This is a genomic window from Candidatus Villigracilis sp., from assembly GCF_057083605.1.
In genome coordinates this window covers 20,553-44,109 of sequence record NZ_JBXMTI010000004.1, presented here as the reverse complement: position 1 = coordinate 44,109, position 23,557 = coordinate 20,553, and the positions used below count along the sequence as shown (strand labels likewise).

The 23,557-nt window shown below is 48.4% G+C and carries 23 protein-coding genes; 17 read left to right on the top strand and 6 right to left on the bottom strand.

What is annotated here, in order from left to right; genetic code table 11:
• Window positions 1-163 precede the first annotated feature (163 nt).
• Both AC14M5_RS01120 and AC14M5_RS01115 read left to right on the top strand, forming a co-directional pair.
• Window positions 164-403, top strand: coding sequence for a VF530 family protein (locus tag AC14M5_RS01120; protein WP_484027775.1), 240 nt, complete (start codon window positions 164-166; stop codon window positions 401-403).
• A 98-nt stretch (window positions 404-501) separates the two neighbouring features.
• Window positions 502-870, top strand: coding sequence for a nuclear transport factor 2 family protein (locus AC14M5_RS01115; RefSeq protein WP_484027774.1), 369 nt, complete (start codon window positions 502-504; stop codon window positions 868-870).
• 38 nt (window positions 871-908) lie between these two features.
• Here the strand turns inward: AC14M5_RS01115 and AC14M5_RS01110 are convergent, their stop codons facing one another.
• Entirely contained in the window at window positions 909-1,103 is a 195-nt protein-coding gene (locus tag AC14M5_RS01110; protein ID WP_484027773.1) for a PspC domain-containing protein, read from the bottom strand.
• Window positions 1,104-1,208: 105 nt separating this feature from the next.
• Between AC14M5_RS01110 and AC14M5_RS01105 the strand changes: the two genes are divergently transcribed.
• Window positions 1,209-1,844, top strand: coding sequence for a hypothetical protein (locus tag AC14M5_RS01105; RefSeq protein ID WP_484027772.1), 636 nt, complete (start codon window positions 1,209-1,211; stop codon window positions 1,842-1,844).
• Window positions 1,845-1,870: 26 nt separating this feature from the next.
• On the opposite strand, the gene AC14M5_RS01100 is transcribed toward AC14M5_RS01105, so the two are convergent.
• A complete protein-coding gene (locus AC14M5_RS01100) occupies window positions 1,871-2,401 on the bottom strand; it encodes a TrmH family RNA methyltransferase (protein WP_484027771.1) in 531 nt (176 codons plus the stop codon).
• A gap of 293 nt (window positions 2,402-2,694) precedes the next feature.
• On the opposite strand from AC14M5_RS01100, the gene AC14M5_RS01095 reads away from it, so the two are divergent.
• The 3 genes from AC14M5_RS01095 (at window position 2,695) to AC14M5_RS01085 (ending at window position 4,943) form a co-directional block, all read left to right on the top strand.
• A complete protein-coding gene (locus AC14M5_RS01095; protein ID WP_484027770.1) occupies window positions 2,695-3,690 on the top strand; it encodes a CAP domain-containing protein in 996 nt (331 codons plus the stop codon).
• Window positions 3,691-3,804: 114 nt separating this feature from the next.
• Entirely contained in the window at window positions 3,805-4,692 is an 888-nt protein-coding gene (locus tag AC14M5_RS01090) for a formate/nitrite transporter family protein (protein WP_484027769.1), read from the top strand.
• A gap of 20 nt (window positions 4,693-4,712) precedes the next feature.
• On the top strand, window positions 4,713-4,943 hold the full coding sequence (locus AC14M5_RS01085; RefSeq protein ID WP_484027768.1) for an Lrp/AsnC family transcriptional regulator: 231 nt from the start codon (window positions 4,713-4,715) through the stop codon (window positions 4,941-4,943).
• A gap of 89 nt (window positions 4,944-5,032) precedes the next feature.
• On the opposite strand, the gene AC14M5_RS01080 is transcribed toward AC14M5_RS01085, so the two are convergent.
• Window positions 5,033-6,295, bottom strand: a complete 1,263-nt coding sequence (locus tag AC14M5_RS01080) for a hypothetical protein (RefSeq protein WP_484027767.1) — start codon at window positions 6,293-6,295, stop codon at window positions 5,033-5,035.
• Between the two features lie 52 nt (window positions 6,296-6,347).
• A complete protein-coding gene (gene panB, locus AC14M5_RS01075; RefSeq protein ID WP_484027766.1) occupies window positions 6,348-7,205 on the bottom strand; it encodes a 3-methyl-2-oxobutanoate hydroxymethyltransferase in 858 nt (285 codons plus the stop codon).
• Between the two features lie 116 nt (window positions 7,206-7,321).
• On the opposite strand from panB, the gene AC14M5_RS01070 reads away from it, so the two are divergent.
• From AC14M5_RS01070 to AC14M5_RS01030, 9 genes are all read left to right on the top strand, one after another.
• A complete protein-coding gene (locus AC14M5_RS01070) occupies window positions 7,322-9,151 on the top strand; it encodes an ABC transporter ATP-binding protein (RefSeq protein ID WP_484027765.1) in 1,830 nt (609 codons plus the stop codon).
• 100 nt (window positions 9,152-9,251) lie between these two features.
• Window positions 9,252-11,048 carry an ABC transporter ATP-binding protein gene (locus AC14M5_RS01065; protein WP_484027764.1) on the top strand — a complete coding sequence of 599 codons (1,797 nt, stop codon included), beginning with the start codon at window positions 9,252-9,254 and terminating at the stop codon, window positions 11,046-11,048.
• 159 nt (window positions 11,049-11,207) lie between these two features.
• A complete protein-coding gene (locus tag AC14M5_RS01060; RefSeq protein WP_484027763.1) occupies window positions 11,208-11,903 on the top strand; it encodes a sensor histidine kinase in 696 nt (231 codons plus the stop codon).
• Window positions 11,904-11,935: 32 nt separating this feature from the next.
• On the top strand, window positions 11,936-12,274 hold the full coding sequence (locus AC14M5_RS01055) for a DUF4258 domain-containing protein (protein WP_484027762.1): 339 nt from the start codon (window positions 11,936-11,938) through the stop codon (window positions 12,272-12,274).
• 121 nt (window positions 12,275-12,395) lie between these two features.
• Entirely contained in the window at window positions 12,396-12,617 is a 222-nt protein-coding gene (locus AC14M5_RS01050) for a type II toxin-antitoxin system MqsA family antitoxin (RefSeq protein ID WP_484027761.1), read from the top strand.
• A gap of 25 nt (window positions 12,618-12,642) precedes the next feature.
• Complete coding sequence (locus AC14M5_RS01045) at window positions 12,643-13,743, top strand: alpha/beta hydrolase family protein (RefSeq protein ID WP_484027760.1); 1,101 nt, start codon at window positions 12,643-12,645, stop codon at window positions 13,741-13,743.
• Between the two features lie 357 nt (window positions 13,744-14,100).
• Window positions 14,101-15,120 (top strand): RIO1 family regulatory kinase/ATPase domain-containing protein, encoded by a 1,020-nt coding sequence (locus AC14M5_RS01040; RefSeq protein WP_484027759.1) that lies wholly within the window; start codon window positions 14,101-14,103, stop codon window positions 15,118-15,120.
• A 145-nt stretch (window positions 15,121-15,265) separates the two neighbouring features.
• On the top strand, window positions 15,266-16,681 hold the full coding sequence (locus tag AC14M5_RS01035) for a trimethylamine methyltransferase family protein (protein WP_484027758.1): 1,416 nt from the start codon (window positions 15,266-15,268) through the stop codon (window positions 16,679-16,681).
• A 37-nt stretch (window positions 16,682-16,718) separates the two neighbouring features.
• On the top strand, window positions 16,719-17,441 hold the full coding sequence (locus AC14M5_RS01030; RefSeq protein WP_484027757.1) for an NBR1-Ig-like domain-containing protein: 723 nt from the start codon (window positions 16,719-16,721) through the stop codon (window positions 17,439-17,441).
• A gap of 4 nt (window positions 17,442-17,445) precedes the next feature.
• Here the strand turns inward: AC14M5_RS01030 and AC14M5_RS01025 are convergent, their stop codons facing one another.
• On the bottom strand, window positions 17,446-18,624 hold the full coding sequence (locus AC14M5_RS01025; protein ID WP_484027756.1) for a creatininase family protein: 1,179 nt from the start codon (window positions 18,622-18,624) through the stop codon (window positions 17,446-17,448).
• A gap of 120 nt (window positions 18,625-18,744) precedes the next feature.
• A complete protein-coding gene (locus AC14M5_RS01020) occupies window positions 18,745-20,598 on the bottom strand; it encodes a S9 family peptidase (RefSeq protein WP_484027755.1) in 1,854 nt (617 codons plus the stop codon).
• 220 nt (window positions 20,599-20,818) lie between these two features.
• On the opposite strand from AC14M5_RS01020, the gene AC14M5_RS01015 reads away from it, so the two are divergent.
• Together AC14M5_RS01015 and AC14M5_RS01010 are read left to right on the top strand one after the other, a co-directional pair.
• Window positions 20,819-22,456 carry an ABC transporter substrate-binding protein gene (locus tag AC14M5_RS01015; RefSeq protein ID WP_484027754.1) on the top strand — a complete coding sequence of 546 codons (1,638 nt, stop codon included), beginning with the start codon at window positions 20,819-20,821 and terminating at the stop codon, window positions 22,454-22,456.
• 71 nt (window positions 22,457-22,527) lie between these two features.
• Entirely contained in the window at window positions 22,528-23,556 is a 1,029-nt protein-coding gene (locus AC14M5_RS01010; RefSeq protein WP_484027753.1) for an ABC transporter permease, read from the top strand.
• Window position 23,557 lies beyond the last annotated feature (1 nt).

Below are 23,557 nucleotides of genomic sequence, written 5' to 3'. Positions count from 1 at the left end.
GCTCAGCCGTATGGTTTTTGGTTTCCGTCTTCTCATACTCAACTCCGCAAAAGAAACTGTATGAGAAGTATAAGGTTGTCAAGCTGTCACGACTATGTTGAATTACTTTTCAAACACACCACTAGTGTTATTATGGGAAATAAAGTATTCAACCCAGATTTGAATGGATTCTATATTGAATAACCAACAACCTCAAAACCCATTACACGGGATTACACTTGAAATGATCCTGACCCGTCTTGTGGAGCAGTATGGTTGGGAAGAACTGGGAAGGCGTATTGCGATCAAATGCTTTCTTGATAACCCGAGCATTAAGTCAAGTTTGAAGTTTTTGAGGAGGACTTCCTGGGCTAGAAAAAAAGTTGAAGAGTTGTATTTGAAAGGGGTAAGGAAGACAACATAATGCTCTCCGCCTTCGGCGTCCCAAGCCCGATAAACTCCAATCGGATTTTGGGTAGGCAGGAGCAGAAAAAGTCGTTTCAATATAGGATGTATATTGCCATGAATACCGAATCGCAAATTATTGAGATCGTACGTCGATTTAATGATGCCTTGAATCTTGCGGATGTGGATACGATGGTTTCTCTATTAAGTGAAGACACAGTCTTCGAAAATACAGACCCTGCTCCAGATGGGACTCGTTATGAAGGCAAGCCGCAAGTCCGCGCTTTTTGGAAGTCTTTCTTCCTGGGCTCTGCTTCCGCCCGTATTGAAGTGGAGGAGATCTTCGCAGTACGAGACCGATGCACCATGCGCTGGATCTATTATTGGCAGGATTTGCAAGGCAACCAGGGTCATATCCGTGGTGTGGATGTCTACCGTCTGCGCGATGGGTTGATCACGGAGAAATTCTCTTATGTGAAGGGGTGATGTTTTACCGACCGAAGCAAGATGGGAACTACCAACTCCTATTCAGATGGAATCATGATCATCGCAATCAGATAGACCAAAATTCCCGGTACGCCGCCCGGTATAAGTGCGATCATAAAGGCGAGCCGAAACCAGAAGGAACTGATACCAAAGAACTCGGCCAGCCCGCCGCAGACACCGGCGATGATCCGATTATTTTTCGATCGTCTTAATGCTTGTCGTTGAGTTGTCATTTTAGAACTCCTATTCTTATTCAAATCTTTATACGCAGGGTATTTTCAAAAGTAGCAAAGCCAGGCATGGGGTAAACTTGCTCAAAAATAATACTCAAGGTGCTAATGGAAACATCCTTCTTGTACGAAATTATTGGCTATGCCGGCTCTGTGTTGGTGGCAATCTCATTGATGATGAAATCATTGGTGCGGCTGCGGGTAATCAATTTAATTGGTGCGATATTTTTCGTGCTTTATGGGTTATTAATCGGCGCCCTGCCTATTGCCATACTTAATACCCTGATCCTTGGCGTAAATGTTTATCATCTCGCCCAGATGTGGAATCAAAAAGATTATTTCAAGCTGTTGGAAGTTAATTACGACAGCCGTTATTTGAAGAATTTTATTGATTTTTACCAGAAGGAAATTCGGGAATTTTTTCCAAGTTATCTATTCAAGCCAAAACAAGACCAGTTGGCTGTATTTGTGTTGCGGAATATGGTTCCCGCCGGTGTGTTGATCGTCCGCCCGCAGGGAGACCAGGCGGATATCTTTCTCGATTTTGTCATCCCTGGCTACCGTGATTTTCGCGCGGGAAAATTTTTATTTGAAGAGAGTGCAGATTATTTTCAAGAAAAGGGGATTAAATGGCTTGTCTCTGCACCCGGAGATGCGCGCCATGAATCGTATTTGAAAAAGATGGGATTCATATTGGAAAACGGTTTGTATTATCGCGAGGTGCAACCTCACGAACTTCGTTGAATTTTTTGTTGAGAAGCTTATAACTTCTACGAGCTGTTCTGCCTTTGTTCCACCAGAGTATACGCTGCAATTGAAAAAGCATTTGCTACATTGAATGAGCGCTTTCCACCAAGCATTGGGATATAAATAATTTCGTCAGCCAGGGAGAGCAGGCTTGGGTCAACCCCTGTAACTTCATTGCCGATCGTCAAAACTGTATCATGGGTCAGGCTGCCTGCCTGGCCCATTTTTATCGCGCGCGCATCCTCTTCTAATGCCAATACCTTCCAGCCCTCTTTTTTCAAGCCCTTGATCAATTTAACTGCATCCTTGTGATGTGACCAGGTGACAAAATCCTCCGCGCCCAGTGATGTTTTTCTGACCGCTTCATTCTCAGGGGTGGGCGTGATACCGCATAAATAGGCGTGAGCAAACCCGAATCCGTCGGCGCTGCGCAAGACCGATCCCACATTCCACGCCGAGCGGATGTTATCCACCAACACTGCAAGGATTGGTTTATTTCCTTGCTGATCACTCACGCGATTTATAGATTCACTGCTCATATTCTTGTTTAGCACTACTTTTGTTTCTCCAAGACAGTGCGGGCAACGAACGCCAAAAGAGTGGCCTTCCATCAGGGGATAGCGAAGCCCACAACTCAGACAAATACGGATGTTAAATGATTCGGGCGGCATGGATATGTTTGCTTTCTTCAACTCAGATGGATGCTTTTGCCAATCATATCATCCAGCCGCTCGTAGTGAAAGAAATCGAGGATTGATCAACCATTGTCACTGGTCGATTTACATTAATACTTCTCCCGCCTAACCCTGGTTTTTTTGAAAAGTTGGGGGCAGGTATAATTCTCTGAATGAGAAGATACCTGTTTTGGATATTGCTCCCGCTTCTTTTTCTGACCCTCAGCCTGCTTCCGTCTGAAGAGGCAGGTGCCCAACCTGGGCATTTTTCGCCGAATCCCTCTGCCTTAGATCTGATCGCGGAAGTGAATGCATTTCGCGCAGAAAGTGAATTGCCGCCTTATCAGGTGAATTCCATTTTGATGGATATTACCCAAACCCATGCAGAATATATTGCCGGCACCGGTGTTGTGACTCATTTCGACGCAAACGGGAATCGCCCATATCAACGCGCCCTTGATGCGGGCTACTCTGTGGCGGGTGATCTTTCGTTGGGCGGTTTGTTTGCCGAGAATATCCATTCGGGCGCGAATCTTTCACCGGAAGGGGCAGTCACTTTTTGGAAAGGGTATGCAGGTGATTTGGAAACCATGCTCTCAACAGAATTTACGGATGTTGGCGCAGGCATGTCGGTTGCCGATGGCGTCACTTATTATGTGCTGAATGCTGGTTCTGAAAGTGAAGTCCCTGCCTTAACTCCAACCCCAACCTTATCTTCATCCGAGATCATCATTTCCACAGCTGGCGCGGCAGGTACCGAAGCCGTTATTGTTAGAATCAGCACGCCCCTCGGGAATGGCGAGGTTTTTCATGTTGTGAAAAAGAATGAAGCGTTGTGGAGCATTGCTGTGGCTTATGGCACAACCATTGAACAGCTTAAGCTATTGAACGGCCTCGTCACCGATGAGATTTTTGAGGGACAAACCCTTCTCGTAAATAAGCCTATCCCGCCTACGGTGACTCCGTCTCCTGCTCAAACAGCTACATTAGGTATCCCATCTTCAACGCCCACTAGCCCGGTCACGCGAACCGCGACATCTACATCGACACCGGTGCCGAAAGCACCCACCTCACTTCAAAATGGGGGATTGGTGGTTGGTGTTATTGTTTTGATTGCTCTGCTTGGAGCAGGTGTTGGATCTTTGCTCGGCAGGAAAAAAATCGAATAAAGCACTGGAACAATATCACCTGCTTTTGGTTACATACTAACTATCCCATTCATGTTCTCCCTGATATACTTGTGTTGTGAAAAAAATCACAATAAGACCCAAAAAGGATGGCCTATGAGTGAGATAAGAATAGATTCATTACTGCCTGCCGAAATGGCAACACGGGCTGAGTATCTTGGTGTTCGCAAAGCAGAAATGCCGGCGTTTACCATGTTGATGCTTTCCTTGCTTGCCGGTGCGTTCATTTCATTAGGGGCGATCTTTGCCACAACTGTCGCTGCGGGCGGCATGTCTGTTACAGCCGCGGATGGGGCAGTGGCATTTTCCACTGGCCTGCCATATGGCATCACAAGGCTGTTGACTGGGCTGGTCTTTTGCCTTGGTTTGATCCTAGTCGTCGTGGGCGGCGCGGAGTTGTTTACCGGCAACAACCTGATCGTAATGGCCTGGGCCAGCGGCAAGGTGACTGGGCGCGCACTCCTGCGAAACTGGATCATTGTTTATGCAGGCAATTTCATCGGCTCGATTGCAACTGCCGTGTTGATGTTCTTCTCGAAGCAATATACATTTGGTTCAGACGCAGTCGGCATTACTGCATTAAAGATAGCCATTGCAAAATGTGACCTTGGGTTTGTGCAAGCCATTGCTCTGGGAATTTTGTGCAATGCCCTGGTGTGTCTTGCAGTCTGGCTGACTTATAGCGCGCGTACAACCATTGATAAGATCATCTCAATCATTTTCCCAATCACAGCGTTCGTGGCCGCAGGGTTTGAGCATAGTGTCGCAAACATGTACTTTATTCCGTATGCATTGCTTATCAAGGGCTTTGACCCGGCTTATATGGCAAAAGTAGGTGATAAAGTTCCAAACCTCGAAATACTGACATGGAATGCGTTCTTTATTAACAACCTTATTCCTGTTACTATTGGGAATATCATTGGTGGTGCGGTATTGGTGGCAGCAATTTACTGGGTCGTATTCCTTCGCATAAAGAAAACCTAACCAAAAGGAGTAACTAAACCATGAAAGCTTATGTCATGATCAAGATCCGTGCCGGTGAAGTCAAGGAAGTAGTGGGACAGCTTCGTAAAGTGAAAGGCGTTCAGGAAGCCCACATGACCTTCGGTCCGTACGATGCGGTAGCAGTCGTGGAGACCGCCGACATTGCTGCCCTGGGCAGAATTACTGCACTGGAGATTCAGCCAATTCCCGGCGTCGAGCAGACATTAACCTGCCTGGCGGTGGATGTGTAATCAAAGATTCTTTCCTTGTGAATTTTCTAAACAAACAGGCCTCGCGGACATTGCGAGGCCTGTTTGTTGTTAGCTGCACTGCTACAGAACTACTTGTGTAAATTCTTTGCCGCAATAAAGCTCAAGCCTGCTTTGGTCAATTCCTGGGCGGTGTGGTTACAGGCAGCGACTTTATCCAGAAAATTCTGTTGTAGATTATCCCAGTCACAGGATGCAATGACTTCCTGTTTCTCGCGGAAATAATCCAGAAGGTCCGATTGATGCACGCGGGTAACATCCACTTCGGGGTCGCCGCCTTCGTGTTTCGCAGCGATATTTGCCACATGGCCGGCCAATTCCACAAGCTCGGCTCGTCGATTGTATGGTTGAATGACAATGCTTTTCTGCGGTTCCGTGATGTGATGTTCAAAGCGGACGATCTTTTCAAAACCGAGCGCTTTTCTAAACTGAGCGGTCAGCTCCATGGTCTGGTTGTTGACCGAGTTCGACCAGTTGAAACCGATCAACGGAGATGTGCCATCATCGCGACTCAATAATTTTGCCATAGTCATGATCCACAAGGCATTGTATGGATTATCTGCTCCATAGAAGACCGATATCTTGAATTGAATATTTACGCCGAGGCGATAGAGCAGGAAGCCCAACAGGATCGTGCCCCCATTGAAATTCAGCACGTGTTGCACGCCATAGTTGGTGTAATAATACAGGAACTCATCCAGCCAGCAGAGGGCGTGTTCATTGGGCTGACCAATGCCGCCGAAATAGCCCGTGATGGTGGCGGGGCCGCCGAGATGCGGGTTTGATCCATCCGTTCCTTTGGTATCCAGTGTTTCAACAAACGATGCGCCGATAATATCCAGGGCTGCGACAATGGCCGGCAGGTCACCATCTGCCTCGGATTCCTTCATTTTGCGAACGGCGATGTAACGCCCAGGCATCAGAGTCTGGTTCGCAATGGCTTGCTCTGCCATCACACGCACCCAGGGGAAATATTGCAATGCGGACACCTCAAGCGTGACAGCATTCTTATCTTTGAACTTCATCTTCTCGACGTCATTGCCCAATACTTTTTTTCTGTAGTCGCTTATGCTGATAAAGGCGCATTTATCACGCTGTTCGATCAGCCAGTTTAAATCCTTGAGATAATCAGGGTTTTTCGCCTCAACCAGCTTAAATAGATTCTCCATTTTGCGAGCCGCACGATGCTTGCGATTGATCTCCTCAGGCGTGCCATACTTCGCAACCACCTCCATGAAATCCTTCATGATTTGTGATTCGGGGTCAAGCAATACGGAATTGAACGTCTTCAGCTTTTCAGGCGAGATTTTTAGCAGGTTTTGAATGTTGTTCATAATTACTCCTTGGGAAGTGCAAATACGTGCGCAGGTACACAGACACAAGTGTCTACTTCAATATCTTCACCAACTCTTCAAATTCCTCATCAGGCATTCCGAAATAGTTTTCCTGCATAGGGAACTTATGGCCGATGACTTCATCGTGATAGCCCTTCAAGCCGTTAAGAATGACCTCACCAGCATTACCATAAACCTTTGCCATCTTGGGTTTGAATTTGGGATACAACCCAAACATATCGTGATAGATCAATAGTTGACCGTGCGCATCTGGCCCTGAACCAAGCGACATGATGATGCAATTCTCTGATCGTTCTGTAATGAGTTTGCACAGGCGGTCAGGAACGAGTTCAAGCAATATACAGAATGCACCTGCTTCTTCGAGCGCCTTTGCATCGTCCAGGATTTTCTTTGCCAGAGTAGCAGATTTCCCTTGTAAGCGGAAGCCGCCCAGAGCGGAGACAGATTGAGGCGTGAGTCCCAAATGTCCGATGGCAGGAATGCCCGCATCCACGATCCCTTTGATTCGGTCAGCCATTGTCGCGCCACCTTCGAGTTTGATCGCATCGCAGCCAGCCTCAGACATGAATCTGCCCGCGTTGCGAATCGCATCCTCTACCGAAGTTTGATAGGTCATGTAGGGCATGTCACCAACGACAAATGCTGTTGGTGCGCCGCGCCTCACCGCTTGAGCGTGGCGGATCATGTCATCCATTTTCACGGGCAGGGTCGAGTCGAAACCGAGCATGGTCATGCCGAGGCTGTCGCCCACCAGGATCATCTCGATGCCTGCTTCTTCTTGCAGGTAAGCAGTTGGATAGTCGTAACAGGTAAGCCAGGTGATCGGCTCTTTATCAGAAACTTTTTTGAATAAATATGGCAACGTGATTTTCTTGCGGGCTTCCGTCATATTCGCTCCTTTGATATGGCTTGCAAACTCAGTATAAAAACGTTTTATGGTGCGCACAACTGACGAAAATCACTGATTGGTCATTTATTCCTGTGGTATCCTAAAGACTTCCGACCATGAAAAACCTATACCGTATATCCACTTTCCTCAAGCCTTACACTTCGCAGGTCATCGCTTCGCTCGTGATGTTGCTGACCTTGACCGGGCTGAACCTGCTTGTGCCGCGCATTATTCAATCTGTGATCGATGATGGACTCGTAACGGGCCAGACCGCAAGCTTGATCCGCTCTGCGCTTCTTTTATTCGCGCTGGGGCTTGGTTCAGCGATACTGAATTTATCTCACCGATACATTTCCGAATGGGTCGCCACCAGTGTTGGCTATGACCTGCGTAACCGCTTGTACGACCATATTCAGCATTTACCCTTTACTTACCACGACCATGTTCAAAGCGGACAGTTGATCTCGCGTTGTATCGAAGATGTGCGTTCGATAGAAAAATTTGCAGGCTCATCCATTGCGGAGCTTGTGCGATTTGTATTGCTGTCATTTGGAATTTTGTTCGTCATGTTTTCCGTGAATCCGAAACTGGCAATTATTTCCCTATTACCGATCATCCCGTTGATTATCATGACATCCAGTTTTGGGACAAAGATCAGCGCCCTCTTCTTCGCGGTGGATAATGCCATCGGCGATGTTTCAAATCGTTTGCAGGAAAATGTGACCGGTGTGCAGGTGGTGCGGGCTTTTGCACGTGAGAATTATGAGATCGATCGTTTTGAAAAAGCCAATAAAAAAGTATTCCATACCTGGATCAAAGTCATCGATGAGTGGGCAAAGATCATGCCAACCACCAACTGGCTGACTTTGCTAAGCACGATGTTGATCCTGTGGTTCGGCGGTCAAATGGTTATGGATGGGATTCTCACTATCGGCACGATCGTGGCTTTCAATGCTTACATTTTGATGATGGCCGAACCTGCACAGGCACTGACAGGATTGGTCAACGCGGGCGGCGAGGCAGCGGCAGGTGCTCAACGTGTGCTCGAGGTGTTGGATGTGGAGCCAGAAATACAATCCTCCACGAATGCAATTAAACTGGAGACATTGCGTGGTGAAGTGGAATTTCGCAATGTGAGTTTGAAATATCATAACGAAAGAACGGAGTCTCTGAGCGATATCAATCTGCGGATTGAGCCGAATCGCCTGGTGGCGTTGATCGGCCCGACGGGTTCGGGGAAAACCTCGCTGGTGAATCTCATTCCGCGCTTTTATGATGTCAGTGATGGTACGGTGTTGGTCGATGGACATGACATACGCGAAGTTGACTTGGTGACGCTGCGAAAACAAATTGGCATTGTCCTGCAAACTTCATTGTTGTTTTCGGATTCGATCAAGGCCAATATCGCTTATGGCAGGCCTGACGCAACCATGGACGAGGTGATCGCCGCCGCAAAAGCCGCACAGGCGCACGAATTCATCGAAGGTTTTCCGAATGGATATGAAACAGTTGTCGGTGAGCGCGGAGTCACGCTTTCAGGCGGACAACGTCAGCGTGTGGCGATTGCTCGCGCACTGCTGATGAACCCGCGTATTTTGATCTTGGACGATTCGCTTTCCAGCGTGGATACGCAAACGGAAAAACTGATCCAGGCTGCGTTGGATACATTGATGGAGGGCCGCACAACTTTTGTGATCGCCCATCGCCTCTCCACAGTTCGCCGCGCGGATATGATCCTGGTGATGGATAAAGGACAAATCGTCCAACGCGGCACGCATGATGAATTGCTGCGTGAAGGCGGTTTGTACAAAGAGATCCATGACCTGCAACTGGTGGGCAGTGCCACCTTCTCGGAAGAGATGGAAGCCCTTGAAGCAGTCCTTGAGTCAAGCTCGAATCGCGAAGAGCATGAGAATACATTGATGCAGAGAAGGTCGAATACGTAAAGGGAAATTCACCACAGATGAACGCAGATGAAAAGGATTTTATGGATTTGCGGCTGCCCATCTGTGTTTATCTATGTTCATCTGTGGTTAAAAAAATAATATGACAACAAAAATCATTCCTCCAACATTCATTACTCAATCCGAAGAGATCATCAACAAGGTATACGACCCGAAGGTGGCGCGTGGTCTCATGCGCTTTGTGAAGCCGTACGCTAGGCAAATGCTGATCGCTCTGTTCTTTATGATAATCGTCACAGTGGCTTCTGTTTCAGGACCGTATTTTGTGAAGCTAGCCATTGACGATGGGATCACGGCCAAAAACCCCGTTGCGCTGAAGAATATAGTGCTCATATTTCTGGCTGTATCTGTCGTGCAACTGGGAGTGAACTATTTGCGCGTGCGGATCATGTCCCGCGTGGGACAGTATGTTTTGTATGACGTGCGTACTGCCATGTTCGATCATCTGCAGAAACTCTCGTTGAGTTTTTACAACCGTTACAGCGTGGGGCGCGTTATCACGCGCGTGATCAATGACGTGGGCACGTTGCGCGAGTTCATCACCTGGGCGGTGCTGGCGATCATTCGCAATTTGCTGGGGATTATTGGTACCTTGATCGCGATGCTGACCTTGAATCTGAAGCTATCCCTTTTAACTTTTGCCGTACTGCCTTTCATGGTGCTGGCAACTATTTTATTTCGTCAAATGGCGCGGAAGAACTATCGCAAAGTGCGCGCCGCAGTTTCGTGGACTAATTCAGTGCTGGCCGAAAATGTTAATGGAGTGCGGGTCGTGCAAGCCTTTTCGCGTCAGGGGCGGAATTACAAGACTTTCAAGGAATATGTCAATCGTTATTTTTATGAAACCAGTCTCGATGCGGCGAAGGTGGCTTCTGTCTTTACGCCTGTGGTGGATATTCTGGGAGCGATTGCAATGGCGCTGGTCGTGTATGTAGGCGGCACTGCGGTATTGGGTGAGTCGATCACACCCGGGGTGCTGATTGCTTTCGTCTTGTACGTGGACCGTTTCTTTGAGCCGATCCGCGACTTGAGTCGTCGCTTTGATACGCTGCAATCCACGATGGCGGGCGGGGAGCGCATCCTTGAATTGCTCAATACTGAGGTGGATGTTCAGGATGCGGAAAATGCCAAAGAACTTGGAGCAGTTGTCGGCGGGGTGCGATTCGAAAACGTCAGCTTTCATTATTCCGATGACCCAACCTTGGTCCTCGATCAAATTGACCTCGACGTGAAAGCGGGCGAGACTGTCGCGTTGGTGGGGGAGACGGGCGCGGGCAAGACGACCATCGTGAAATTGTTGACGCGCTTCCATGACCCAACCGAGGGCTGCTTGCGCGTGGACGGCGTGGACTTGCGTGAGGTGACTCAGCAATCTTTACGCAAGCAGATGGGCATGGTTTTGCAGGATCCGTTTTTGTTCAACGGTTCGGTAAAGGAAAATATTTTGTTCGGGCGGCTGGATGCCAGCGACGATGATGTGATATCTGCTGCGCAGGCTGTGGGCGCGCACGATTTTATTATGGGGCTGAAGAACGGATATGATTCTTCAGTGGAGGAAGGCGGCGCGACTTTGAGTGTGGGTCAAAGACAATTGATCTCCTTCGCTCGTGCATTGTTGGCCGACCCGCGCATCTTAATTTTGGACGAAGCCACCTCCTCGGTGGATATTCAGACCGAACAAGTCATTCAACGCGCGCTCGCGAAGCTATTGAAGGGACGCACTTCCTTTGTGATCGCGCACAGGTTGTCGACTATCACGAGCGCAGATCGGATCGTGGTCATTCACGATGGGAAGATTATTGAGCAGGGTAAACACAGCGAACTGCTGGCTCAGCAGGGAATGTATTACGAGTTGTATAAGACAGGCTTTCAGGAGTAGTTCGTTGGTTGAGTAGGCGGCGCTCGTCCGCCGTATCGAAACCAACAGTTATAAGAAACAGAAGATTGCTTGAAAACGTGGTGGTTTCGATATGCTTCTCGCTATCGCTCGAAGCTACTCAACCACCGAGACTCACATAATAAAATTCAGGAGAATAACATGGTCGATGATAACAAACTGAATGAATATCTGTATAAAACATCCAACACCATGCGCATGGGACTGGTCGAGGTGCAGGCGAAGGTCAACGACCTGTACCGCATCGAGGAATTGGAAGATTATATTGATATTCCCGATTCCCCAATTGAACACATCAAGGCCGCATTGATGCCCTTGATCGTGCAGGTGAACGACTTTCAGGATTATGCAGAAACTGTGACAGACAGGATGGAATTGGATCTGGAAGAAGTGGACATCTACGCCATGTTGGATGGGGTAATGACCATTGCAGATCAATTGATGGAAGATAAACCAGGTGTGACGCTTGAAGAGGACATAGCAGATAACCTGCCGACCATTGATGGAGACGCCACTCGTCTTTCACAAGCTTTATTGAACTTGATCCATAACGCCGTCAAATTTACGGATAAGGGCTATATCACCATCCGCGTGGCGCGTGAGGTGAATAACATTCTGTTTGAAGTCCATGATACGGGGATTGGGATTTCAGATGAGAATCAGGAACTGGTCTTCGAGCCTTTTGAGACCATATTGGAAGATAAAGATGACCCGCGCCTCGGCTTTGGGATCGGCTTGAAGATCGTGGAGCATATCATTGACCTGCATGACGGCGAGACCTGGTTCGAGAGCAAGGAAGGCGTGGGGAGTTCGTTCTTTTTTACGATACCTGTCTAATCGCGGGAATCGGAACTTTGGAATGACGTAGTATGTTTGAAAGTCGGTGGCGAAGAGTGGAACCTGCTTTTCCGCTTATAATCCCCGCCGTGACAACCCCCACCCTTAACTACCGTGTCCATGCTGTGCAGAGGATGTTTGAACGTGAAATTTCCGCGAGCAAAGTCCGCCGTGCGTTGGAGGCGGAGGATATGATCGAAGATTATTCCGCTGAAATGCCGGAGCCAAGCCGTTTGATAATGGGCTTTCAGGGCAAGCGTCCTTTTCATGTGGTGACTTCGGAAAACCCCGCTGAAAATGAAATTACTATTATTACAGTTTATCTGCCCGATGGGGATAAGTGGAAAAAAGACTTTCGGAGTCGCAAGTGAATATTGCTCAGACCTGACAGGTTTTATTGTGACTAAAGTTGATCGAGATTTCTGTGAACCAGAGGCTGGTCGATCAATTAGAACTTGGTGGAAACCTGTCAGGTCTTAAGAATGGTGATATATGAATTGTTTAATTTGCAGGCAAGCTAAAATGGTTGACGGTTTTACCTCGATCACCTTTGAGCGGGAAGAGTTCCGCTTGGTGATCCAAAATGTGCCCGCGCAAATTTGTCCAAATTGTGGGGATGCCATCGTGGATGAAGAGGTGGCGATTTGCTTATTGAGTCAGGCTGAGCATGCATCTGTGCAGGGGATAATGGAAAGTACTCGCGACTATAGTTAGCCTTCGTGTTTGTTACAATCATTTCATGAAACAGCGATTCCGCCTGTTCCTTTTTATTTTTCTTGCAGGTTGTGCCTCCGTGCCTGTATCATCTCCCGGAACGCTGCCACCTCCTAATGTAACGATCATGCCGGCCACGTCCACGCCAACGAAAACGCCGACGCCAACTGCCACACGAACCACCGAACAGGCAATACAACCCTATACCATCGAAGGTCTCCGCGAGCATGATTTTCAAAGCGGCAGGATCTCGATCCGCGAGACCTTGCTTGGGACTCCCAATTTCACGCGCTATCTTATCGTATATCCGAGCGATGGATTAACCATTACTGGCATCATGCAGGTTCCCACCATCGGTGAGCCGCCTTATCCTGTGATTGTGATGAATCACGGATTCTTTTCGCGCACGGTTTACAATTCAGGTGATGGCACAGACCGCGCCGCTGAGTTCCTGAACCGACGAGGCTATCTGACCCTCTCCTCCGACTATCGCAGTTGGGGTGACTCTGAAACAGGTGAGAGTTTATTTTATTCCGGGCTTGCAATTGATGTCGTCAATTTGATCAATGCCATCCCGTTCCTACCGCAGGCTGACCCTGAACGAATTGGCATGTGGGGGCATAGCATGGGTGGGGGAGTGACACTGAAGGTTTTGACGATTGACTCTCGTGTCAAAGCTGCTGTCATTTATTCCTCTGTCAGTGGGGACTTTGCGGATGTCATCGGGCGCTGGGGGCCGGGCTGTATTGGCGACGTTTACGAAGGTGAGCTTGCCTTTGGCTGCAACTCATCGGATATTCTTCCTTTAGACCTGCCGCCCGATTTGACCGCCTCTTACTTTAACGTGGTAACTGACCCCGTTATGCTGGAGGCTGTTTCTCCGCTGTACCATTTGGAGCATGTCACCGCGCCTGTCCAAATTGTATATGGCACTGATGATGGCAAAGTATCCTCGGGCACGCCGCCGGAATGGTCAACAAAAATGTATGATGCCTTCATCGAAGCCGGGCTGGATGCAGAACTCTTTGCATATCAGGGCGAGAAACATTCTTTCATCGGCGATCCCTGGTTTGTGTTCATGGCGCGCACTCAATTATTTTTTGACCGTCATGTCAAAGGTCAATAAAGCAGCGAGTTTTAAGCTCCAGCCGCCGTCCTCGGCGCAGGGAGCAAATTCTGCACCCGGCAAAACTGGGGCTTGACGGGTATTTTATGTTGACATAGAATCTGACCAATATCTTATTCCAATTAGAAAGACTAGAAAGGAGGCTCGAAAACATGCAAGCTATCTCATCATCCACCAAACTTGTATTAAGTGCGCCTCCTGTGTGTGAGTTGTAGTGCAATCTTGAAGATTGCCGAGATGCAATGAGACATCCAGCCGCAGGCGCGCTCCGCCTGCGGTTTTCATTTAATTTGTAAATTGTCCCAAACCGCAGGATATCGTATCCTGTGGTTTTTTATTTAAGGTACCTACACAAAAATGAACACGAAAGACTATTTCGATTTCTTTGACGATCTTGATGACGAAGATAAACTGAATGCCCATCTCGGGATTGATAAGCGCCGCCCGTATGAACGCATCACCAAAAAGCTGGCTCATGAAGAGCACAAGTTCAAACATGCGCAGGATGATTCGCGCAGTACCTTCAAGTTCACATACAAAGCGGCCCGCTTTGAGGAATGGTGGCTGTTGGATTCGCTTGGCGCGTTTTACGAACACAAGTGGATCTCGGATGTATTAAGAAGAGTTAAGGGTGGGAAGGAAGCATCCGTATACCAGTGCCAGCCCGGAGCGGAGGTGGATGCGCCTCTCCTTGCTGCGAAGGTCTATCGTCCACGCTCGTTGCGTAACCTAAAGAACGATCAGCAATATCGCGTCGGGCGCACCGATCTCGATGAAGATGGTCACGCACTGTGGAAGGAAGCCGATATCAATGCCATCGCGAAACGCACCAGTTATGGTGAGGAGGTCAGGCATCACTCCTGGATTGCGTATGAATATGTGACCATGGAAAAGTTGCATGCTGCGGAGGTGGATGTGCCAAAGCCGTATGCAAAAGAAAAGAACGCCATTCTGATGGAGTATGTGGGCGATGCAGGGATGGCCGCACCTCCGCTGAGTCATATCGCTCTTGAATTGGACGAGGCAAAACCGCTTCTTGAGCGAGTGATTCGGAACATAGATATCATGCTTACCCAGGAAAGAATTCACGGCGACCTCTCGGCCTATAACATCCTGTATTGGGAAGGTAATATCAAGTTGATTGATTTTCCGCAGGTGGTGTTTCCTGAATCAAACCCTGCTTCATGGGGCATCTTCCAGCGTGATGTGACCCGCATCTGCCAATATTTTTCGGCGCAGGGCGTGCGCACCGATGCGCACAAACTTGCCGCCGACTTGTGGACTTCCCACGGGCATCGGATTTTTGAGAAAGTCCACCCCAAGTATTTGGATCCCGAAAAGCCTGAAGACCGGCAAGCCTGGGAGAAACAGAAATAATGTATTAACAAGACCTGACATGTCTCCGTAAACGCCCGTTGATTGTGACCATCGCCCGTGCGATGAGTTATAAAATGAATAGTATTGGTGAGACATGTCAGGTCTATGCATTTACTGTAAAATTGCAGGGAGGAGAATTTATCTTATGAATAACGTTCGCCCACGATTAATGATGATGAACGAAGAGCAGATTCAGGAAGCGCATAAGAATGTTTTAAAAGTATTGAGTGAAACTGGCGTGCGTGTCGATTCGCCCGCCATCCTGCAAATGCTTGAATTGAAATTGGGGTTGAAATCACAAGACCGTATTATCAAGTTTCCTCCAGAAATCGTGGAAGATGCGATCAAGCTTGCACCGAAAACGATTGACGTATATGACCGCCGCGGTGAGCATAAATTAAAGTTGGGGGAAGACCGTCTGCGTTTTGGTGTGGGCGTTACGGCATTGTTCTATCAAAACCCATTTGACGAGACCCTCGATATTTTCAAGCGCGAGAATTTTGGAGCTCTCGTGCGCTTAGGCTCGAGCCTCAAACATTATGATGTGATTTCAACGGTTGGCATCGTGCGTGATGTTCCCGAAGAGATGACGGACCTATATGGCTCGCTTGAACACATTGCAAATACCACCAAGCCCCTGGTGCTGCTCGTTTCCGATGAAAACAAATTTCCCGATGTGATGCAAATGTTCGAAATGCTTCATGGCGACCTTGGAAGCAAGCCGTTCATTATTCCGTACTTCAACCCGGTTAGCCCGCTGGTGATGAATGCAGGCACAGTGGATAAAATGAAAGTCTCCATCGAGCGCGGCCTGCCGATCATCTTTTCAAATTACAGCATGGCTGGCGCATCCACTCCGCTTACGCCCGCAGGCACGCTCACCTTGCTCATGGCCGAATTGCTTGCAGGGTTGGTTATCAGTCAAACCATCAAAAAAGGCACGCCCATTTTGCTCGGTATGTTGCCCGTTTATTTTGATATGCGTACTATGCTCAACTTTTATGATCCGCAAAGCATCCTCATCAGCGTAGCCTGCTCCGAGATGATGAAATATTATGGCATTCCACATTGTTCCACTTCAGGGAGCGGCACAGGCTGGGGTATGGACCTGATCGCCGCAGATGCCTACTGGATGAATACCCTCGCGCTTCTCCTCTCACACGGACACCTGGCTCCATTCATTGGAGATTCTCTGGGGTCGAAGTCCATCTCGCCAACCACTTTTGTCCACACGCATGAGATTATCGACCAGGCTCTACGCCTGCACAATGGCTTTCAATTGGATGATGTCAACTCTGCCGTGGATGAGATCGCCAAAGTAGGCCCCGGCAAGAATTTCCTGAATCAACCATCCACCATGCGCAACTATAAGAATGGGTATTATGTCAGCAGCGTGTATCCACACTACAGCATGGAGAAATGGCTCGAAGCCGGTGCCAAGCCTGCCCGTCAGGTATTACGCGAGAAGACACAAGATCTGATGGCTTCCACCTCCGCGCCTGATGACCGCGATGAATTCATCAAAAGAGGCGAAGAGTTTATCAAGAAGGTTCAAGTTTGACGCATGATATACTGCTTTTAGATTCTAAGGAGCATGAGTGAATAAAAAGAAATCGCAGAAAATTGGCGGTTGGTTTGTGTTGGCTTTGTTATTGCAGGCCTGCACATTGCCAGCTCTAATTGCGCCCGCGCCTGTTCAAGTATCTGAATCGCAATCAATAGACGAACTTGGGACGGTGATCGCGAATACGGCAGCCGCAGCCCAAACACAAACCGCCACAGTGCAGCCATCCCCCACTTTCACTTTGACTCCATCTGTAACACCTACACCGGCAACTCCCACGCCAACGTTTTTCTTCTCCCTTTTCACGTCAACGCCCTCAGCCGCAGTACCCATTGAGACGACCGACCCGCTATACAGTGCGGAAAGCAGCGGCATTGTCGGTGTTGGAGGTGCTGCCGGTGCAAGCGATCCCATCAAATACACCGGCAAACCGTGGACCTGTACAGGCGTGGAGAAATTCCCTCCCAATTATGCAACGCTGGCAGCAGGTAAAGACTTTGTTGCTTCGTGGACGGTCATCAACACCGGAACAAAAACCTGGACGAGCAATACTATTGACTTTGTTTACAAAAGCGGCTACCGGCACGAAGGCAAAATCATTCAAGATCTTTCCTCCACTGTCGCACCGGGCAGAAAGGCTGTGCTCAGAGTTCAATTCACTGCGCCGAAAGCCCCCGGTGAATATTCCGCGATCTGGACTTTAAAAGTTGGCAATAACACTTTTTGTGGCATGGTGCTCAACTTCGTGGTCAAGTAGTGTTCTATCTGAACTTTCCCCACAACCCATACCCCTCGTTCCTTCGTTTTTCGCGCCGCTCATGCTGCTCGTGGATTTGCTCCACGTGATCGGCCTTTTCTTTGATAGCAGCTTCGAGCCACAGCCGGCCCTTCTCAGCCGTAGCATGACTTCCCGCTCCATACGCGCCCGTTTTTGTGTCATCGTCCCAGGGCGGATTCGCAACGAGAGAGCCTCCATCGATCCAATCCATATAATAATCCGGAGTGGCTACGAAATCAGTCTCATCTACAACGCGCTCCATATGACATAGATCAGGGCGCAAATGAAGGAGATAAGATGTTTCCAATTCGCCAGCATGTCCCATACCTCCAATTTTGGATGTCCGATATTTCTCCAAGGCCTCTGCGCCGATTCTGCCTGAGGTATGCAGCCAGGCAGTAGCGCAAAATATTCGGCGATGACGTTCGCCAGCGTATTTAACAATATTCACAAGAAACGATGAGTTGCCGCCATGTCCACTCATGAAGTAAAAGCGGTTGAATCCACGCGAAACAAGCACATCAATTACCGCACCCCAGAAATCTTCAAAGGCGCGTCCGCCGGCGTTCATGGTTGCTGCAAAGGACGATCTGTGTGTGCTGACTCCGTAAGGCATCACAGGAAAAGTCCAACTGCGTGTAGGCAATAAGTTAGCTGTGCCTTGTGATATGGCTTCTATAATGAGTGTATCCACCGAGAGGGGAAGATGATAGCCATGTTGCTCTGTGTGGCCGATTGGAATGAGGATTACTTTATCACGCTCGCTATCTGGAGGCAAAAACATAGGCCGTATGTTATGGGATGGATTCGGCAAACGGAGAATTAACGATGAATGAGGAAGTAGGAAGCTGGATTGTGGGTCAATTCCTTGTGGGGCAAGGCAATAGACACGGCTAAAGCCATCATCACGCAGGCTATCCAATAAGTTGATAATGTATTGTATGAATGTTTGGTCTGGAAATTCCAAGCCGCTGCCACGCCAGCCAAATGGAAAAGCTGGCAGGAGTCCGATACGGGGTGGACGACTCAATTGGTTAGTGAGCAGTTCCAAGTCATAGCCTGAGCCAAGTGGAAGCACGAGAGGTGTATCACGTGGTAGATCAGCAACTGCATCCCAGGTCATTTCATCGTATTTGAAAAATTCAGCATTTCGCGTAGTCATTGTATTCACCTCATTAATTTCTTCAAACCATTCAACCATAAAATAACTCATCAGAAATAACTCAATAACCCAGCCTAACCCTTCTTTGAGTAAGTGGGCGATATGATCTTTCTGTGATGCTCATTTCGGTAGCAGATACCAATCCAAAAATCTTTCCATGCGCTCGTATACATCGATAAGATTTTCGCGCCGCAGGAAACCATGCGGTTCATCATCGTATGTTTTGTATTCAAAAGTTTTATTTTCGCGGCGCAGTGCCTCCACCCATTCTTCACTGGCTTCAGGTGGGACAATAGTATCAAGTAATCCATGCAGGATCAAAACAGGCTTTTGGATATTTCTTGCATCGGTGATGGGTGAGCCTTTAAGATAAGCGTCCAGGTTATCAGCGGGGTGACCCAAAAAGATTTCAGTATAAAGCCTTAAACGCTTTTCACATTGAGCCCAGGATGTGATCAAATTTGCATCTCCATATTTTGCAATGCCGCACGCGAACAAATATTCAGGGTCACGTGAAAGGGCATTGACGGTCATATAGCCGCCATAGCTTCCGCCTGCAATGCCAATGCGGTCCGGTTTGATGTCCTTGAATGTCCGCAAATACTTTGCGCCATGCAGGCAATCCTGCGTATCACCATTGCCCCAATCGCTGTAATTGGCGCGTTCAAAATCTTTTCCATATCCGGTTGAGCCACGGTAATTCGGCGCAAGGTATGTATAACCTTTTGCGGTAAAGTATTGAGCCACCTCATCCCAAGCAAAACCGTATTGGTCTTTGGGCCCGCCATGCGGATATAAAATCGCTGCGCCGTTCGGCCTCGCAGGGCGATATAAAAATGCGGGAATTTCAAGCCCATCATAACTTTTATATGAAACGATCTCAGGTTTAACAAAGTTATTCTTCTGCATTGCAGGCGGGCTTGAGAATGTAAGCTGCGTTACCTGCCTGCTTTTTAAATCCATGCGGTAAATATCGGGTGGGAGAGTGGGACTTTCAAACTCAAATGTGATAAACGATTCATCCTGCGCCCAGTTTGGATTGGAATGAAAACCTTTTTCGCTTCTCAAATTCACCGCTGAGCCTGATTCTGTTTCGATAAGCATTAGTTCAAATGATCCGCCTCTATTTACCACCACAAGCATCTGTTTCCCGGAAGGCGACCATTCATATTGGAAGATATCCTGCCCTGCTTTAGTAAGCTGATGTAAACTTTCGCCATCAGGTTTGATGAGATACAGTTCTTCGTGTTGTGTTTCCTGTGCGATGAATGAAACCCACTTTCCATCTGGTGACCACTTTGGCGATAATGCCCGGGTGGGCGGCTTACCATATAAAGTAGTTTGTTCGCCTGTGGCGATCTCAAGCAGAATAATATCGAGGCGATTTAGATCGTCAAAGCGGCGCAGGTTGTAGACAATAAACTTTCCATCCGGGGAGGGACACGCATCCCAATGATCACCAAGGATGTCGGTGGTTAATGGGCGAGGCCAGGAGCCATCTCGATCAGTGAGTAGTAATTGATCTACATCGTTCCGTTCAACAGTCACGATCAAGCCATTTGAGTCGGGCATCCAACGCGGGCCACTGGCAGCAGATGTAAAATCTGTAATCTTTTTCGGCAGGCCACCATCATACGGCACAATATGAACATGTCCTTTGATTCCAAATGCAAGCCATTTGCCATCCGGCGACCATTCAGGAATCTCATCATCCCAATAGGCGGCCAGCGGACGGTCAGTGGTGACTCGTGAGAGCCAGCCTCCGTTAGCTGAAATGGTGAAGACATCGGAAAGGGATTCGCCGTCTTTGATGCAGGCAATCTGTCCCTGAGACGAAAGCGAATGAGACCGAATCCGCTCAAGGGAAGTCAGAAGCGAGAGATTTAATCCAGCTGGTGGTTTAAGATCCGTCCGTTTGAGGGAAGGCCATCCATTGCGTTCATATTTTTCAGTGAGTTTGATGTGGTTTTCCATACTGTGTCACCATCCATTTTTCGATTTTACCAAGATTCCGTACTATCCCTAATCTTGGATTTACAGTAAAATTTCAATACCAATGAGTTTCCATGTGATGTGGTCGATATGTGTTGATCATTGACGAAAGAGCATTGCGCCATGACAGATAATTTCTGTCATGGCGCATGTTGTTTTCATCGGAAACCATAATTTGTTTTCTCTTTCAGAGGAGGAAGATATGAAACAAAGAGCCCTTTATATTCTTGTCCTTGCCGCGTTGATTCTTGCCGCTTGCAGCGGGGGGTCGGCTGCCCCAGGTGCGAAAGTTTCTGTGCGCATCGGCTGGGCCGGCAGCCCGGATACGCTCAACCCCGGTATGGCCGTCCTTTCGGAGGCGTATACGATTTTTGAACTGGTATACGACTCCATGTATGAACTGAACCTGGATGGCACATTTACGCTGACCCTGGCGGAGAGCGCAGATGTTTCAGATGACGGCCTGGTTTGGACCTATAAGATACGTGACGATGTCAAGTTTCACGACGGCGAACCTTTGACTGCTGAGGATGTCGTCTTTTCGTATGATCTCTATCAAAACACTGCGGACTATCCGTGGATGGGTGGATACACAGGATACTTTGAAACCATGGAAGCAACAAAAAACAATGAAGTTGTGATCACTCTATCCGAACCGATTCCGAATATTGAAAGCCAGTTGGTTTTCCTATATGTTCTTCCAAAACACATATGGGAGAACGAAAGCGCGGTTGAGTTCGATAATGTCGCTATGATCGGAAGCGGCCCTTTCAAAATGGTTGAATATAAACAGAATGAATTTGTCCATTTGGCTGCGAATAAGGAACACTTCATCACTCCACCCAAGGTGGATGAAGCCATCTTCCAGACCTTTGAAAATACCGATGCACTTGTGCAGGCCCTGAAGATCGGCCAGGTGGATATGATCACTGAGATGCCCGCCACAGCCGTAGACACTTTAAAGCAGGAAGCAAATATAGATATTTATGTGGGCGCTCCATTTGCTCCTACCGTAACAGATGTAATTTTCAATCAGGTCTCACAGGATAATTGCCCAACAGAGGGCGGAGTCTGTACTGGTCACCCCGCATTACAGGATCGCAACGTCCGCCTGGCGCTGGCCCATGCCACGAATAAGCAGAAGATCATTGACATCGTCCTGCTCGGCAACGGCTCGCCTGGCCTGACGCTTATCCCTGATGGTTTGGGTGTCTGGTACAACAGCACGCTGACGGATTATGAATTCGATCTGGACAAAGCCAGACAGATCCTGGATGATGCTGGTTACATTGATGCCAACAATGACGGCATTCGCGATATGCCCGATAATTCTCGCAGCCTCACTTTCCGCGTCAACTGGCCCAGCGATTCTGTAGATGGGCCGCGCCTGGCAGAGTTGTTGAGTGAAATGTGGGGCGAACTTGGGATCGAAACCGAATTGCAAGCTATGGACCCGGACGCATTGACCGCTGTATGCTGCCCCGCATTTGACTTCGATGTGATGCTCTGGGGCTGGGGTTCGGACCCGGACCCCAGCCTGTTATTGAGTGTAATGACCACGGACGAAATCCCCACCGGCTCCAGTGAAACTGGTTACTCCAACCCTGTTTACGATGACTTATACGCGCAGCAGGCCATTGAACTGGATTTTGATGATCGTGTGGAAATTGTTTGGAAAATGCAAGAAATTGTCCATAACGATGTGGTATATATCATTCCGTATTACGACCCGGCCATTCAGGCCTTCCGTACCGATCGCTTTACAGGCTGGGTTACAGACAAGCCCAAGATCGAATTCTCTGATCCATCCTCGCTGGTTGTGATCGAACCCGTAAAGTAAATCTTGTACAGTCCAAGCTGGAGGCGGCGTATTCAGCGCCGCCTCCAGCAAACTATCAAAGTGAGTTTTCCTTGAATCGCTTCCGATATTTTCTAAATAAAGTTGGATGGGCATTGCTGACGATCATGTTCGTGCTGGTGCTCAACTTTTTTTTATTCCGCGTTCTGCCAGGTGACCCAGCCCGCGCTGGCGTGCATGACCCCCGCCTGAAAAAGGATTCAATTGAGGCGATCAGAGTCCGCTTCGGGCTGGATAAGCCCGTGATCAATTGTTTTGATTCCTTGAATCCAATTAAGATCGGAAGTTGCAAGGTCAATCCGCTGGATACCCAGTTCTTTATTTACTTGAAAAATCTTTTCACTGGTGAGATGGGAATCAGTTATCACACCAATAGACCTGTCTCCACTGTCCTGGCTGAACGGTTATGGAATACAATCTTGTTAATTGGGGCGGGGCAAATTCTATCCATTATTGTAGGGGCGTTTTTCGGCATGTTTGCGGCGTGGAAGGCGCGCACTTCCATTGATTATGGGGCGCTGACTACCAGCCTGGTGGTTTGGAGCCTGCCGACTTTTTGGCTTGGAATTATTCTATTATTCTGGGGGTCTGCAAATGGCCTTCCCATTGGCGGGAAGGCTACACCGGGCATGTCATCTGCACCGCTCATGCAGCAATGGGGCGATATTCTCCGCCATATGATCCTCCCGACAATAACTTATACGATTGTATACATGGGCGAATATATGCTTATTATGCGCTCCAGTCTACTGGATGTGCTGTCTGAAGATTACATCCTGACTGCAAAGGCTAAAGGATTGGGCATCTTCCAAATATTACGCGACCATGCGCTTAAGAACGCCATGCTGCCTCTGGTAACGATTATTGCTATCAACCTGGGCTTTACGGTGGCAGGCGCCATCCAAATCGAGTCGGTATTCTCATGGCCGGGGCTGGGCCTGGCGATCTTTGAAGCTGTCAACCGGCGCGATTTCCCTGTGTTGCAGGGAGCATTCCTTTTGATCGCTGTAACAGTCATCGTCGCAAATTTGATAGCGGATCTTGCTTATTCCTATCTTGATCCGCGGGTACACACAGAGTAAA